The sequence below is a fragment of the Acinetobacter sp. YH16053 genome (genome assembly GCF_013417035.1).
In the GTDB taxonomy this organism is placed as follows: domain Bacteria; phylum Pseudomonadota; class Gammaproteobacteria; order Pseudomonadales; family Moraxellaceae; genus Acinetobacter; species Acinetobacter towneri.
Window position 1 is genome coordinate 55,165 of sequence record NZ_VPEP01000010.1, and the last position, 16,914, is coordinate 72,078.

Annotated in this window: 9 protein-coding genes and 3 pseudogenes; 5 read left to right on the top strand and 7 right to left on the bottom strand. The window is 40.0% G+C overall.

All coding sequences use genetic code 11. The features are described from left to right. Positions 1–6: 6 nt before the first annotated feature. Positions 7–378 (bottom strand): type II toxin-antitoxin system HigA family antitoxin, encoded by a 372-nt coding sequence (locus tag FTV43_RS09375; protein WP_000354814.1) that lies wholly within the window; start codon positions 376–378, stop codon positions 7–9. A 31-nt stretch (positions 379–409) separates the two neighbouring features. Further along, positions 410–712 carry a type II toxin-antitoxin system HigB family toxin gene (locus FTV43_RS09380; protein WP_154320130.1) on the bottom strand — a complete coding sequence of 101 codons (303 nt, stop codon included), beginning with the start codon at positions 710–712 and terminating at the stop codon, positions 410–412. Between the two features lie 390 nt (positions 713–1,102). On the opposite strand from FTV43_RS09380, the gene FTV43_RS09385 reads away from it, so the two are divergent. After that, positions 1,103–1,306: a hypothetical protein gene (locus FTV43_RS09385; RefSeq protein WP_094069354.1), complete on the top strand. Its 204-nt coding sequence runs from the start codon at positions 1,103–1,105 to the stop codon at positions 1,304–1,306. Positions 1,307–1,328: 22 nt separating this feature from the next. On the opposite strand, the gene FTV43_RS09390 is transcribed toward FTV43_RS09385, so the two are convergent. Then, a complete protein-coding gene (locus tag FTV43_RS09390; protein ID WP_094069355.1) occupies positions 1,329–2,210 on the bottom strand; it encodes a hypothetical protein in 882 nt (293 codons plus the stop codon). Between the two features lie 67 nt (positions 2,211–2,277). Beyond that, the gene (locus tag FTV43_RS09395; RefSeq protein ID WP_167846514.1) at positions 2,278–3,831 is read right to left on the bottom strand and encodes an esterase-like activity of phytase family protein; all 1,554 of its coding nucleotides are present in this window, start codon (positions 3,829–3,831) and stop codon (positions 2,278–2,280) included. A 474-nt stretch (positions 3,832–4,305) separates the two neighbouring features. On the opposite strand from FTV43_RS09395, the pseudogene FTV43_RS09400 reads away from it, so the two are divergent. After that, positions 4,306–5,133: pseudogene (locus FTV43_RS09400) on the top strand (TonB-dependent receptor); the annotation flags it as partial. Between the two features lie 268 nt (positions 5,134–5,401). On the opposite strand, the pseudogene FTV43_RS16165 reads toward FTV43_RS09400, so the two are convergent. After that, positions 5,402–5,488, bottom strand: a pseudogene (locus FTV43_RS16165) (HNH endonuclease); the annotation flags it as partial. A 38-nt stretch (positions 5,489–5,526) separates the two neighbouring features. Beyond that, positions 5,527–6,759 (bottom strand): ATP-binding protein, encoded by a 1,233-nt coding sequence (locus tag FTV43_RS09405; RefSeq protein ID WP_094069408.1) that lies wholly within the window; start codon positions 6,757–6,759, stop codon positions 5,527–5,529. A 335-nt stretch (positions 6,760–7,094) separates the two neighbouring features. On the opposite strand from FTV43_RS09405, the pseudogene FTV43_RS09410 reads away from it, so the two are divergent. Further along, positions 7,095–7,397 (top strand): annotated as a pseudogene (locus FTV43_RS09410) (transposase); the annotation flags it as partial. Here the strand turns inward: FTV43_RS09410 and FTV43_RS09415 are convergent. Next, positions 7,382–7,720 (bottom strand): transposase, encoded by a 339-nt coding sequence (locus tag FTV43_RS09415; protein WP_154320127.1) that lies wholly within the window; start codon positions 7,718–7,720, stop codon positions 7,382–7,384. The pseudogene FTV43_RS09410 and the gene FTV43_RS09415 overlap by 16 nt on opposite strands. 305 nt (positions 7,721–8,025) lie before the next feature. Here FTV43_RS09415 and FTV43_RS09420 point away from each other — a divergent pair, with 305 nt between their 5' ends. Further along, positions 8,026–9,783 carry a ShlB/FhaC/HecB family hemolysin secretion/activation protein gene (locus tag FTV43_RS09420; RefSeq protein ID WP_154320126.1) on the top strand — a complete coding sequence of 586 codons (1,758 nt, stop codon included), beginning with the start codon at positions 8,026–8,028 and terminating at the stop codon, positions 9,781–9,783. 86 nt (positions 9,784–9,869) lie between these two features. Beyond that, positions 9,870–16,913 carry a hemagglutinin repeat-containing protein gene (locus tag FTV43_RS09425; RefSeq protein ID WP_167846512.1) on the top strand — a complete coding sequence of 2,348 codons (7,044 nt, stop codon included), beginning with the start codon at positions 9,870–9,872 and terminating at the stop codon, positions 16,911–16,913. Position 16,914: the final 1 nt, after the last annotated feature.

The following is a 16,914-nucleotide window of genomic DNA, read 5'->3' on the forward strand; positions in this document are numbered from 1 at the left end:
GCAGCACTATAAAGCGCGAACTTGCGGTGGCTTGATCAGCGACTCTGCTGGAATACCTAACCCTTCATGAAGTTTCCAAATCATTTTTAGCGTGAGTGATCGCTTATGGTTTAGGATTTCATAAACACGATTGCTTTTACCTATCATGGGTTCAAGATCTTTAACGGTTAAGCCTTTGCGCTCCATCTCAAACTTTATTGCCTCAACAGGGTCTGGCAAATCCATTGGAAAATGCTTTGCTTCGTAGGCCTCGACTAACGTAACCAAAATGTCCAGCTTTTCGCCTTCGACGGTATCAGGCTCCGCCATCATTAGGTTTTCGATGTCGTTTAATGCCGCGCGGTAGTCGGCATCTGTTTTAATAGGTCTGATGTCCATTATATTTACCTCTTGTTACTACCTTTTGGCTTCAAATCGTTTGTACATCAATTTTATCGTATTGCGCATGGCTGCCGATAAACCGTATGTAAACCACTTTGTACGCATAATTGATCCAAGCAACTAACCGGTATTTATTACCGGCAATGTTAAACACGACACGCCCATCTTTGAGGATGCTGGCATTTCTAAAGTCCTGTTTCACATCCGCCGGTGCTCCCCAATCAGCGTTTAATGCATGCCTATACCAAGCTAACGTTGGCTCTTTAGCGTCAATGTATTCTGAGCTGTCTTCCCAAAATGTTTTTAAGGTTGATAGTGCGATAATTCTCATAAATAGATATTAGTCCCAATTTGGGACTTTTGCAAGTTTGGTATTCTTGATGCGGTTAGGAGTTGTTACCGCATCCCCAATTGCCCCATTCCTTGGGGCGGTTCACATCCCTCTTATTCACCCTCTTAAGCTCGGCATATCAAGTGTTGCCCCATTGTCCCAACTGCCACGGTAAGTGATCAAATGGGGGGCTTGCTATTTTCGCCTGATGGGCCTTTTCGACATGCGGCTGCGTTTGCCATCGAAGAAGGCCAATACTCTGAACCAATAGAGTGATTCTTCATACCCCAAGCTGTGCGTTGGACGTGCAGGCGGGATGAGCCCCAGTTTGCGTCCTAAACTGACAATCACGTAGAAGCGAACGGAAAATACCTATACGAGCCTGAAACTGTGGCTGAAGTTGAGCATATTCTAGGTGCTGTTGTTGTTCTATTAAGACAGCCGATTTATTCACTCGGTTTAGGCTGTGTGATTAATGTGTTTAGAACAGCCCAAGCTTTAAATATTGGGCTTGAAATTGGGGCAGAGAAGGATAACTTGTATCTCAAACCTGATCTGACAGTTACCCATTTTTTATTGTTTCTATCAGGTTAAATTTTCTAGATGTGTATGAAGGCTAATTGCAGAAATTTGATTGATATTGGTACACAAACTGAGTCTTTGTTGCTGTCGAAGTTGGTGCATTATATTGGGTTAAACCTTTTAAAGCACTGAAGCTTAAAGCAGCACGATCAACTACTTTTCTTGTGAAATTCGCATTGGGATCTGAATATTTAAACGAAATTTCTGCTAAAACAGGTTTTAGACTACCGTAAGGCAATAGGGTATACCATAAACTTAACTCTAAATCTGCATCGAATTCACCTAAATCAATCGTTGCACCACTATATTTTCGTTCATAGATAGTTAGACCACCAACTTGATTCAGGGCTAGACTATTATTAAAATTATAGTCATTTTTGAAGCCAGTAAATAGAATATTGATATCCTCAAAATCGTTAATGGTTCGCGAGGTTGGTACGGTTGTTGACTTGCTTGCAACTACAAGGAAACTCAAGTTATCTTTACGAGTAATGTCATCTTCTAGCTTAGTTTTTGCGCCTGATACATTGCTAGTCAAATCTTTGAAGTCAGCAATATAATGGTCATATCCACGATACTTTAAAGTTACTTCTTTTGTACCATTTTCATTACGCTCTCTGAAGCTGTATCCCATATTTTTTAAAGTACAGCTTCCTTGAGTATCGTAAAAGCGGATTTCTCTTTGTGTATCAAAGATCATAGCACCAGTTACGTCACGACTGATTTTATTTTCAATCGCATTTTTCACCGCTGAAAAATAGCTATTTATGCTGCTTGCTTCATTTCCATAATTAAAATTTATGGGATCTAATAGTACTTTGTATTCGCGAGATGTGACTTTGGGAGATGCATAGCTCAGCGATGGTAGCACTGTAATTGCCAAGAAAGTTATCAAAGCCGATTGAGTTATTCTCATTTTTCTCTCTAGACAAAAGTTGAATTTAAAAAGCCCAAAAGTTTTAGCTTTTGGGCTTCATTCATTGTTATGGGTTGAAAAGATTTAACTTATCGGCAATATATAAGGTAGGTGTATCGACACGCATGCCCACATTATCCAAATACTTTTGCTCTAAACCATTGGTTGTCCAAAGACCCATGTCATCATCATTCACAATGCCAAGAGTTTGTCGGTTAATCAACCATAGACCTTCCATTTTGTCATGCGCATAACTTACACGTTTACCCATATCCAATACCAATGTTTTACTTACTGGCTGAATATTTAGTGCTTGTAATGCTTCCCATTTTTTATCGTTATTGATGAAATATTGCTCGAGGGTTTTACCTGCAATCGTTAAACCAAGTTTAGGATCTTGCACTAGATCGCCCTGAGTTGCGATATCCTCCAAATTGGTAGCATCCTTCAGATCAATACGATAAACATGTTTCATGATATTCGGATCGTCTTTAAGGAATTTGCCATCACGTTCCAGTACTAAAAACTCATGATCATTAATCGCAATAATAGCTGAGTTTGAGTTAGCATCAATTTCTTGACGATAGAGATACTGAGCAACTTTTCCTGTTTCAAGATTGATCGTCACAATACGTGTTAAGGTTGATTTATTAACAGCTTTAGTCGGTAAGTCCATTGTCGATTGCATAATCCCAACCAATGTTTTTTGGTCAGGTGTAATAGTTAAACCTTCCATACCACGGTTGGCACGACGATAACTAAATTCTTGCGGTAAAGTGAAGGTATTGCGCACATCATTTACAAAAGGATTAATACGACCAATTTCTTTTCCATTGGCATCATAGTGCACAATGTGAGGACCATATTCATCACTCACCCAGAATGTACCATCATTCAATGCTGCCAAACCTTCAGAATCGAGACCGTAATCATCAAGTTTGATAGGGTTCGTTATTGGGTCATAAGGCTTTGATGGATCTTTAGCGATGACCTTGCCATGAATATCGTAAGGTGTTTCGCCTGTACCACCTAGTGCAGCAGTATTCGGTAATCCACTAATATTATTTCCATCACGATCTTTTAATAAAATCGTTTTGATGAGTTTGATTGAGCCATCATCTTGTACCTCAAACAACCCAATTTTAGGTATATAGTCTGGCATTGGAAAAATCTTACCAGCACCATTCACGCCATCATTATAGTCAGCATTTGGGCCACGATCTGTGATTGCGTAAAATTGTTTATTGTTCGTAGGATGGGCAGCAACATCAGAGCCAAAGCCACCCTGTCGAAGTGTAAATGCACTCGCAATAGTTGTTCCATTCGCCTTAAAGCTTGTTAAGTTTTGGTAAGGCAATGCAACCCCTTGGGCAAATAAGTTTGGACCACACTGGATGGAGCTTTGCTGGATTTCATTCGCATCCAACTCACCATTTTGATTTTTATCCAAACCACTTTCAATACGTGTTCCAGCACTCCAGCAATCATCATTTCCAAGTACTAAAGGCGTCTGTTGAATCAAACTATTCAATCCATTTTGACCATTGTCCCCATCATCAGTACATGCGGTTAATAAAATTGTCGAAGCTAATAAAGCTAAGGTTAGTGGTTTTTTTTTCATTTTTTTGAAGCATCATGTTTAAAAAGCTTCATCATAAGAAGCAAAAATGACAATTACATGAATGAAATATGATCAATGTAAAATTTTAGCAAATTAAAAATATCAGTAGTTTGTGGGGGTTATATCTAGGTTTTCTTCATTATTTATCAAATGTGGTTTGAGGTAAAATTAAAATAAAACTTTAAACTGCCACAGTATTCTAGATATAAGCAGCCTTATTATGAAGCTGTCTCATAGGGCAGGGTTATACCAATGCTAAGTTTGAAGTGATTGAATCATCCTACTTACTAACGACACAATGTGACGTGTCGAAATTTATGTTTATTGAAAATTCCCCCAAATAATTTAAATTACTGTAATATTTTCCAATAGTTAAAACATTGCTAGTAGCATCATCAACTTAAATGTACTGTGTTGCAGGTAATAGAATTAAGACATCAGAAATAGCTTCAGCACCATGACTAAACCACAGGCAATGGTGATGACAGTGGTTCAACAGATTATCAAAAGTTACTTCCAACTGTCGCTTTAGGCTGGGATATATTACCTGAGCTTTATACTTATGCTAGCTATGGCAAAGGCTTCGAAACACCAACCTTTACCGAGATGGCCTATCTTACAGTAGGGACTTCAGGCATTAACTTTAATTTAAAACCTGCGACCAGTGATACCGTAGAACTTGGCTTAAAATCGCAGAATACCTTAGGGTTATTTACTTTTGCTGTATTTCATACTGAAACTAAAAATGACATTGTGCCTGACGATGCCAATGGCGGGCGAAGCACATTTCGTAATGCAGAAAAAACCTTACGTGAAGGCTTAGAGTTATCGTGGCAAAAACAGCTCTGGCAAGCACTCAATATTCGAACCAGTTATAGTTATTTAGATGCGACTTTTGATGCTGATATTCCAGCGACCACAACCAAACCGCTGATACAAAAAGGAACATATATTCCAGGTATTGCCAAGAATCAAGCTTTTGTAGGCTTGGCATGGCAACCTGAGCAGGGATTTCAGGCAGGCTTAGAAGCACGTTATATGGACAAGATTTATGTCGATGATATCAACTCTGATACTGCACCAAGTTATACGGTCGTTGCGGCAAATGTTGGCTATTTGTGGGTCAATAAAGACTGGAAAGTAAATACTTATGCACGACTAGATAATTTATTAGATCGAAACTATGTGGGTTCCGTGATTGTCAATGATAGTAATAATCGTTTCTTTGAGCCCGCAGATAGACGAAATTTTAATGTTGGACTATCGATAAAAAAATATTCTAACATAGGCTTTGTTGCATAAATACATAACCAACTGATTTTGTTCATTAATTTTTAGGTTGAAATTCATACAAACCTATTTAAATCAGAAGCTTACAAAATCTTTATGCAACAAAGCCGTGGAACAGCCACAAATAAACTCAGTAATAAATTTTTAAACATATTAATCCCCCGTTAAGTAACGGATTATAACAGCCGTAACTATCTAATCACATGCAAAAAGTAGCCGTTTCGCCTTTTCCTGTCCTCACATGATGCAAGCGGACCATACATCTTAATCAGATAGAAATCGAGTCGAGGTAAATCAATCCATCACAAATGGAGCAGAAATTATGCTTGATCACACTCTTGGTTAATGCTGAAAAGTCTTTGAGTTTTAATTAATAAATAAGTGTATCCATGTCTACCCTCAACTTTACTTATTTTCAGATAGCAACCAATCGAGAGCACTCATTTTTACAATACCATTATAATTCGCTTCAGTCCCTATCGTGTCTAAGGTAAGCAAATACTTGGGATACGAATCAGAAATTTTCTGTAATGGACGTAACTCTCGGCTGAGTGTCTCCTCATTGAGCGTTTCTAATGCCACCTGATAATAAGTTAAATTCTGTAAAGTATCGACAGCAACAAAATCAATTTCATATTCATCAACCCGCCCTACATAGACCGTATAACCTCGTCTGACAAGCTCAAGATAAATCACATTTTCTAAGATATGACCTTGATCAGCATTAGCATCAGGCAACATAATCCGGCGCAATCCGACATCAACTAAATAGTATTTTTCAGAGGATTGTAATAACTCACGCCCGCGTACTTTAAATTGTGCGGCACTATAAAATAACAAACTGTCCTGTAAGCCCTGAATATAGCGTTTTACTGTTTCAAATGAAATTTTAACCCCACTTGAAACAAAGGTATTTTTAATTTTATTGATGGAAATAGGTGAGCCTGTCACGCTTGCCAAATATCTTGCGACACGCTCGAGAGAGTTAATATCGGCAGTATTCAAACGGGGAATAACATCTTTAAACATTACACTGGCATAGACTGCTTGCAAGTAATCATAAGTTTCCTGCTGGCTAGTCATGGCAAGCGTATAAGGGAAACTACTGCGCGTATACATGGCATACAAATCACGATTTGATAATTGTTGGATGATCGGATTATTTTCAATATGCCACTGTTTAAATTCTTGGAATGACAGAGGTAGAACATGTTGCTCGATATAGCGTCCTGTAAGTAAAGTCGCAAGTTCTCCACTTAGAAAGAATGCATTTGAGCCTGTAATATATAAATCGATATAATCCCGAACATATAAAGAGTCGACTACTTTCTCAAAATTTGTAACATGTTGTATTTCATCTAAGAAAACATAGTTTTTTTTACTTTTATCAACTTTGGACAATACATAATCATGTAGTTTACGGTAATCGGTGAGTTCTTCAAATTCCATAAATTCGAAGTTGATGGCAATGATGTTTTCGGCTTGTACACCCTGTGCTTTTAGGATTTGTTGAAACATTGCCAATAAGGTGGATTTTCCAGAGCGACGCACACCTGAAAGTACTTTAATGACATCACGGTCTTGCCATGTATTCAGAAATTTTAAGTAGCCATCACGTCGAATATTAGCGCTTCTCATTATTTACACTTGGAATCTAAAGTTTTAATAAATTATATCAAATTTTAGAACGTATATGTAAATATATTTAATTTTAAAAAAAGTTTAAGGTTAAGTGAAACATTCAAAGCTGCTGTTGAAGTATACGGATAGTAAATGTAATAAAAATCCAGATTCTATCTTTTTTGACTCTGTACACGACAAAAAACCTAAATATGCCTAATATCGTATCTGGGTCTACTCCTTAGATGAGCAATGGTGATGCCTTGTTTTCGGATTTGTTGAGACTGTAAATAAAACTATGTAAACGCTTAAACTCCCCCAACGTTGTTGGGGTCAAACAAAAGGTGTTTACCATGAAAGATGAAGCAATGTTGGCACTCGCTAAAGAGTTAGCCAAGAACCTAAAAACCGAACTCGATCTCAATAATTTTAGTCGGGCTTTAAAGAAATTGACTGTTGAAACTGCCCTTAATGCGGAACTCACCGACCATTTAGGTTACGAAAAGAATAGTCCACGAACAGGTAAAAATGCTCGCAATGGTTACACAACGAAGCGTCTACTGACTGATGATGGTGAGTTTGAACTAGATACCCCTAGAGATCGTGAGGGTAAATTTGAGCCACAGCTTATCAAGAAAAATCAGACCCGTATCACAAAGCCAATTTCTGCTTTTGAGTGAGGTAAAGCAATTTGAACCGTTAACATATTAGTAGAAATAGGATCTAATGGTGCAGAGCAGGATAAGGCAATAAATGCAGGTTTATTCGGTGGTGGTGAGCGATCATTCTTTGGTTTACCATCAAATAAGCGAATCCATTTGGATACAAGATTTGCATTCAATCCATGTTGCAAAGCGACCGAAGCAATTGAAACGTCAGGTGCTTTACAAGCCTGAACGATCTGCTGTTTAAATTCAGCACTGTATGTTCTTCGTTTTTTCGCTAGAGATGCGATGGATGTCTGATTATTTGTCGTCATAAATTTAAGTCCCCACTTGTTTTTAAGTGGGGACTAAATTAAGGCTTATAGGATGAATTCATAAGGTGTGTTCAGCGGACGCTTACGAAAAAACAGCCAAGTGCTCATATGGTACAGTTATATCAAGAACAATGGTCAGATTGGCTATCAACGACACATGTGGCAAGTGAAGGTGTCCTGCAGAATGAAAGTTAAGTGTCTATTGAGGGGTACAATCTAATGGGAGAAATTGAAAAATAAAATACCATTGAATATTTGGTCATTATTTGTTAATTTCTGCGCAAAATTTAACATGCAATAAATTTATGTTCAAAAAAAATATAGTATTAAAAAGTATTTTGCTTACTTTGGGTGGTTTTGTTGTTACTCCTTTTGCATTTGCAGAAACATTTGATCCAGCGATAGATGGTTTGATTCGAAACCAGCAGCGCCAAGCAGAACTAGAAAAAATTATACAACCAGAACGTGATGTTAATTTAGATGTCATCCAAAAAAAAGAAGCTGTACAACTTACCGACCTTGAAGATCAGAATTGTTTTGAAATCAAGACAGTTGAACTTGATGGCGAAATGAGTAAGCATTTTGATCAATATGTGCAACAAGCGTTAAAAGATTTAAGTTTTACTCCAGGTTTATGCATGGGTGAGCAGCGAATTAATCTGTTGATGACGCAAACGCAGAACATCATCATTGGCCGAGGCTTTACTACGACACGAATATTGGCTGCACCTCAAAACTTAAGTACAGGCGTATTAAAACTCACCGTCATTCCGGGATTAGTTCGAGAAATCAAACTCGATTTAAGTGATGAGGAAAATACCCGAGCAGGCCGAATTCAATATGCCAAAAATATCTTTCCAATGAAGAGTGGCGATATTCTCAATTTACGTGACTTAGAGCAAGGCTTAGAAAACTTAAAAAGACTGCCTACAGCGGAAGCTGATATTCAAATTATTCCTGCAGATGCGCCCAATCAAAGTGATGTTATCGTCAAATGGAAACAGCGAAAAATTCCAATTCGCGTGACCTTAAGTGCTGATGATGCCGGTAGTCGTCAAACCGGTAAATACCAAGGTAACATCACCGTTTCAGTCGATAACCCTTTATTTAGAAGTGACTTATTTTACGTCACCATGGGCCGTAACTTAGCAGATCAGCAAGAGATTACGGATCAAAATGGAACCACTGTGAAGAGCGGAACCCATAACTATGCCCTTCATTATTCAGTCCCTTATAAAAACTGGCTGATCAGCGCCAATGCGAGTCGATACAATTATGACCAAGCTGTTGCAGGCACCAATAATGTCTATAACTATAATGGAGAAAGTCAGACTCAAGACTTAGGCTTGACCCGATTGCTTTATCGGGATGCCAAGCGTAAAACCTCAGCGACCTTGAAAGGCTGGCATCGAGAATCTAAAAGCTATATTGATGATGCCGAACTGACCATACAGCGCAGAGATGTTGCGGGTTGGCAGTTAAACCTTGATCATCGTGAATATATTCAATTTGCAGTGCTGGATTTGAGTCTAGGGTATAAGCGAGGCACAGGTGCATTCGATTCATTACCAGCAGTTGAGGAAGCGCTGAACGAAGGTACATCACGGATGAAGATCTGGACGCTAGATGCCAATCTGAATGTTCCGTTCCAATTTGAGAACCAGCAATATAGCTACTCAAGTGCCTTTAGAGCGCAATACAATGACACCCCGCTGACCATCCAAGACCGGCTTTCCATTGGTGGAAGGTATACAGTACGCGGTTTTGATGGTGACCTAACCCTAGCAGCAGACCGTGGCTTCTACTGGCGCAATGATTTAGCCATGTCTATTTTTCCCGCACATCAATTCTATATGGCCTTGGATGCTGGGCATGTTGATGGTCAATCTGCCCAATGGCTTTTAGGTAAAACCCTTGTGGGTGGTGCGATGGGGCTACGTGGTCAATTTAAGGTGGGTGGCACTTTTTACTACGATATATTTATCGGTAAACCAATCAAGAAGCCTGAATATTTCCAAAATTATGATTTGAATTATGGTTTTAGTGCCAGTTATTCATTCTGATCTAAAGAAAAGTACAAACTAAAAAATGAGCTCGTAGTATTAAAGCGAAAAAATCTCCCAAATAAAGACACATTGGTAATTGAAAAATGAATAAGAACTGCTATAAAACGATTTTTAGTCAAACCCGTGGTGAAATGATTGCTGTTGCAGAAAATGTCGCAGCTGCAGGACAAGCCTCAACACAGAATAATAAAGCGGTTGATCTTGAAACACCAGTCGTTGCTTCTGAAAAAAGTTTAGCTTTAAAAGTTCTTTCATTTTCATTGATGCTGATTACAGGCACTGCCCTGATCAATGCATCTATTGGTGTATCGCACAGCAATGTTGTTGCAGACTCGAATGCGGCAGGCAATCAGCGTCCAACGATATTGAACAGTGCCAATGGCACAACGCAGGTGAATATTCAAACCCCAAGCAAAGCTGGGGTATCGGTGAATCACTACCAGCAATTTGATGTGAATCAGAACGGTGTCATTTTAAATAACAGCCGCCAAAATACTCAAACGCAGCTTGGGGGTTATATCCAAGCCAATCCGTGGCTTGCAGGCGGTGAAGCCAAAGTCATTGTTAATCAGGTGAACGGCAGCAATCCAAGTCACTTAAATGGCTATGTAGAGGTCGGTGGACGTAAAGCAGATGTGATCATTGCCAACCAAGCTGGGATTAATGTCGATGGTGGCGGTTTTATCAATGCAGGTGGGGTGACTTTAAGTACCGCCAATCCGAATATTCAAAATGGACAAGTGACAGGTTATCAAGTCCGTGACGGGGTGATTAACATCACAGGTCAGGGCTTGGATGCCAGTAAAGCCGACTATACCCAGTTACTCAGCCGTGCTGCACAGATCAATGCGGGGATTTGGGCTAAAGAATTGACGGTGGTTGCTGGACAAAATGATATTGAAGTTAATCCGCAGGCTGGTGCGATACAGGCGGCTTCGGGGTTGGCAGGCACTGTGCCACAGTTTGCCATTGATACCAGTCACTTAGGCGGAATGTATGCGGGCAAAATCAGTTTAATCAGTACCGAACAAGGGGTTGGGATTAACAATGCAGGGCAAGTGTTTGCTTCAGCCGGGCATATTAAAATCAGTGCCAATGGCGAGCTGCAAAATAGCGGTGCAGTAGTTGCAGAAAATAAAGTCGATAGCACCCCAGCGAGTTTAAATCTTCAAGCAAAAGATTTAAACAATAATGGCAAGATATTAAGTCTAGGCGATCAACGCATTCAGGCTGAAAACGTCAACAATACCGGCCTCATTAATAGCCAAGGTTTAACTCGTATTGATGCCAGTCAAGGCATCCAAAACGTGGGTACAGGTCAAATCTATGGTGACCATATTGCCCTGCAAGCCGCGCATCTTCTCAATGCAGAACAGCAAACCAATGGCGATGTCAAAGCAGGCACGATTGCGGCACGTCAACGCTTAGATATTGCAGGCGGAAAAATTGAAAACCGAGAACAAGCCTTAATTGCCAGCGAAGGTGCGCTGACTGTTGGTGGACAACTCAATGCAAACCATATGGCAGAAGGCTCTGCCGCATTATTAGACAATGCCAGTGCACGTATTCAATCCGTGGGTGATATGTACTTAGGCGTGGATATTTTGACCAACCGAAATTTGCATTTCAGTTCAAGTGTCAAAGAAATACCAGAAACCCGCAAAGATGTGACCGCTTATCAAGGTGCTGGAAGCGCTGAAATTCTTGATTCATCGCATATTACAGGTCGTGGCAGTTATGACAGCATTTATCTGGATGGTCAAAAATATGAAGACTATACCCGATATATCTACAACCAGTACGAAACCCAACACTATGTGGATTCCAGTGCACCAGCGGAGATTATTTCAGGTGGCACACTGACGCTAAAAGGCCAAAGCCTGACCAATGACAAGAGCCAAATTCTAGCGACGAAAGGCATTAATATTGAACAAAATGAAGTGAATAATATTGATGCTGAGGGTGAGCATCGTGTGATTAAAACGGGGACATCACAGTATCACTATGTAGGTTGGAATACATTAGGTACAAGTAAACGAAGTAAGTGGAACAGTGTTAAACCCTATAATCCAGCTGATATCGTAACGCCAATAAAACTTGATGTGGTGAAATATGATGGTGCTCACCAAGGCACATTAAATGGTGATACCTCAGAACTCAGCTTACCGCTGCAATCCTTATACAGCGTTAATAAAGAAAATAATAACCGCCCTTTGATTGAAAGCAGCGATGCCTTTACCAATTATAAAAATTGGTTAGGCAGTGATTACATGCTGCAAATGTTCACGACCAACCCACAAAATATGCAAAAACGTTTAGGGGATGGTTATTACGAGCAAAAACTGGTCAATGACCAAATTGCACAACTGACGGGTCAAGTTTATTTAGATGGTTATACGAACTTCGAGGATCAATTCAAAGCCTTGATGGATTCTGGGGTAAGTGCTGCCAAAGATCTTAATTTAAGTGTTGGAGTGAAGCTCTCAGAAGCACAGATTGCTCGATTGACCAGTGATATGGTGTGGCTGGTGACAGAAACCATTACCGTTGATGGCGAAAAAATCCAAGTCTTGGTACCGAAAGTGTATGTTGCGGTACAGTCGGGGGACTTAAACAACAAAGGTGCCTTGATTGCAGGCGAGACGGTCAATTTAAAACTGAGTGGGGATTTAAACAACCAAGGCAGTATTGCTGGACGCCAATTGGTGAGTCTTGAAGCCAATAACATTAATAACGTGGGTGGCTTAATACAAGGTCGAGATGTCTTTGCGACAGCACACACCGATATCAATAATATTGGTGGGACAATGACCGCCAATCAAATCCTTGCCCTTGATGCGGGCCGAGACATTAACAACATCACCACGACGATTAAAACTGAAAATAAGCACGGTTTAAGTGAATTTAGCGCTGAAAACATTGGCCGTGTTGCTGGGCTGTATGTACAAGATGCGGATGGTCAGCTGGTTGCCAATGCCAAGAATAATATCAATCTGACTGCATCAGATCTACAAAGCCAAGGTAGCATTGCGATCCAAGCGGGACAAGACCTGAATCTTTCTACGGTGAATGTCAGTCGCAGTGATTTAAGCTCAGCAGGTGACAAGGATCAGATTCTGAATGCTTCGAGTCGAGATGTAGGGACGCAGATTCAGGCGAAAGGAAATATTTCCCTGCAAAGTGGTGCCAATACTCAGATTAAAGCCAGCACCTTGAACAGTACGTCGGGCAATGTAGTGATTGATGCTGGACAAAATGTCTTGATCGAAAATGGACGAGATGAACGCAGTTCTCAGCTTGCAGCCCAAGAAAAAGGTGGCTTCTCTACAACAGATAAAAAAATCCAATCTTCGACCAGTCAATCGATTGCAACCGACATCCAATCGGGTGGCAATATCCTGATCAATAGCCAAACAGGAGATATTCAAGCCACGCACCTGCAAGCTGGTGCGAAAGACAGCATTCAAATTACGGCAAACCAAGGCAATGTAAAACTTTTGTCAGATATTGATACTGATATAAAGAGCACGGAAACAGCCAAGAAAAATACAATTCAATTTAAAAACCGTCAATCAGGATATATCGACGAAGATGTTGCACAAACACAGCTCAAAGCTGGCAAAAATGTTGATATCAATGCCGGTAAAAATATCGAGCTGCAAGCCAATGATATACAAGCTCAAGACAATATTTATATTGGCAATAAACAATTCGAACGCCAAGCGGATGGCAGTTTAAAATCCAAAGATGGTAATGCCCTGCCCGAAAATGTCAGTCTGACGACATTAGAAACCAATGATCAGCAATGGGATGAAACCCAAAAAGGTTATCGTGGCATTGCCAAAGACTTAATGAAAGTGACTGCTGTTGGCTTAGCGGGTATTGAGGCTTTAGCTCCGGGATTAAAAGCACCGAAGATCACGATCGGAGAATCATCGAGCACACGGACTGAGCAAAGAACACAAACAGGGACCGATCTTGGTGCCAATAATGTCTATGTGGGTTCAGCAGGTCAAACGACACTGACCAGTAGCAACATTGATGCACAGAACACGGTCTTAGCGGGCAAAAAAGTCACGCTCGATGCAGCAGAAGAACAACACAAAACTGTTACGTCAAACAGCAAAGAAACGGTACAAGGTCTTGGGGTTAAGCTGAATAAAGACAGCATTCGAGTGGGCGGCTTTGTACTTGAAGACGCAGAGAATACCGTTAAAACTACAGCCACAACGCATAAGTCAGGCAATATCAATACTGAAAATTTAACAATTCAAGGTGCAGAAGGTGTAGATATCCTCGGCCAAAATATCACAGCGACAGGTGATACGATCATTGATCATGGTCGAGGAAATCTTAACATAGGCGGTTATGAAAATAAAACCACCACAGAAGAAAAGACTCATACTGAAACCATCAGTACAGAAGTCGGCATTCGCAATGCCTATTTAGATGCAATCTTAGCGGTAGAAGCTGTTGCAGATGCAACTAAAGCCTTATCTAAAGCTAAAGATGATTATAGCCAAGCACAACGTGACTATGCAGCGGGTCGAATTACCAAAGGAGCCTTAGATGACAGCAAAGCCAATGTCGCAATGGCAACGGCCAATGTGGCAAGTGCACAGATTGCTGTAGGGGCAGCAGCCGCATCTGCGGCTGCAAGCAGTGCAACCTATGGCTTTACTATTGGTGCCAATGGTGAAAGGATTGAAACTACGACGACCACGAATACAGAACAAAGCCAATGGCAAGGTAGCAACTTAGATTTAAATAACCTTCAGCTTAAATCAGAAGGCCAAGACATCAATATCCAAGGCAGCCGAGTGAATGCAACAGGCACCACGACCTTTGATGGCAGCAAAGACCTCAATGTGACTGCAGGCGTCGAGCATAGTAAACAGGACAGCAATAGTAAAACCAATAGCCAAAGTGTGAGCTATACCTATGGCGGTGGCGGCAGTGCTTCAATAGGCAAGCAAACCAGCCAATCACAAAACGAAAGCCTCACCCACGTAAATAGTGAAGTTGTGCTGAATCGTACTGAAGGTGCAATAGACAAACTGAATATTCAGGGCGGTGAGGTTTCTATCGCTGACCGAGGTAATCTACAAGTAAATCAGATCCATGTAGAAAGCTTGCAGGATACAGAGACTAGCAGTAATAGCAGCAAAGGCGGAAATATTGGCTTAGGTTTTGGTTCTAACGGTAAAGCCAGCAATATCAGCGCTGGCTATAACCAAAGTAAGGGCAGCATTGACAGTGCATGGGTAAATGACACTAGTAAGCTGCTGATTGGCAATGCGCAGAACGATGCTGATCTAGATGCGATGGGTGTTAAAAATATTACCAGTATTGGTGGTGTGATTGCCAATGCGACGAAGAATGAAGACGGCACATTAACGGATCACGGTAAGCTGAACTATTCAGGCGAACTTGCGCTGAAAGACATAGAAGATCATAACTACAACAGTAGCAGTGGTTTTAATGTATCAACGACGATAGGCAAAACCACGAACAACAAAGATGGAGAAAAATCCAAATATCCAAACGGTTCAACCACCATTGGCCTTAACAGCAGTGGACAAGAAACAGAACAATTGACTAAGGCAACGATGGGTCAAGGGACTGTTGCAAATGCCTCAGACAGCACCAATCGGGACATTAATAATACGCAAGAAATTACTCGTGACCAAGTGACGGGCATGCTGGATGGTTCTGTGACGGTTGATCAGCGTTTACTGAGTAAGAGTGGACGGGCGGAGATTATTCAAGAGCAGAAGGAATTACCTGAAAATTTCCGTCAAAGTGCTGAAAATATTGTGAAGCAAATGCCTGAGGGAGAATATAAAGAGAAGGCTTTACAAAGTTTAAATAATATACAAGCAAAACTTTATAGTTTACCAGCAGATTTTGAGGGTTTAGAGGAATATGGGCAGCAAGTTGCAGGGGAGCTATTGAAAAATGGTCTTGAAATTAAAGAGGTCGAAAAGATTATAGATACAGATAATTATTGGTATGCAATTCAAAAATTATCTGCTGTCCAAGAACAATTAGATATTTTGAGTCAGAATGGTAGTGGCATTGAACAGATTCTTAATTCTGAGCTCTCTAAAGAGCAACCAATAGTCAACTCAAACTCCTTAATTAGTATATTAGCTGAAAATACAGATAGTTCTCTTGCTGTAAAAGAAACGGATTTACTAGGTTTTAAATTTTTACATGCGGCAGCAGAAATTAGTAAAAATATAGAAAAAATTTCTGTAGATAGTGGTGTTGACATTGAAAAAATACAACTTGCTGCTAGCGTGTTGTTAGGAGGGCCTGTAAAAGCAACAGCAGGATATATAGTTAATCAATTTAGTGGAGAATATATTGATTATGCTACAAATGCGGTATCAGATCATTTAGTAAAATCACTCTACGGACTTTCAGATGGTCTATATGATGATTGGAGTCGGTCTGAAAAAATTAGTGAGTTGAAACAGCTTGGACTAAGCGATGATGATTTTCAACGAAGTCTTAATTATGCGGAATCACTGCAAAATGCAAAGCTAGGTGCTACTTTTATTGTTGGTATAGCTGCTGAGACACTAATTTCAGGGAAAGGAAAAGCTAAAAATAGTGATGAAATATCAGTAAAACCTACTGTTCCTGATTATGTTACTCGTAATGATCATGATTTTTCTGCTACAGAAAATTATAAAGGTAAACCAAAAGCTTACATAAATGACAAAGGTGATTTGGTTGCTGCAAACCCTGAAGGAACAGGATCTGTTCAATCTCATATTAGAGGTGGTAATTCTGAGAATACACCATACATTTCAACAAGTGATCCAGCAATAGCTATTGATTCTAAAAATTATGGTGGTGAGCAAATTAAGATTGATACGAAGCGATTGCAGGAAGATATTGATGCAGGTAAGATTTCTGGTAGTCAGATTGTGACACATACCGAAGTTAGAAAGGAATTACAATCTAAAGTCGATGCAGCTCAGGCGAAATATGATCGTAATCCTAGTAAAAAAAATCGAGATAAATTAAGAGATGCAAATAAAGATTTGAATCATGCTATTAGAGATGGGGAATGCTTAATCAAAGGTTGTGTTCCATCAGAATACATAAAGAAATAGT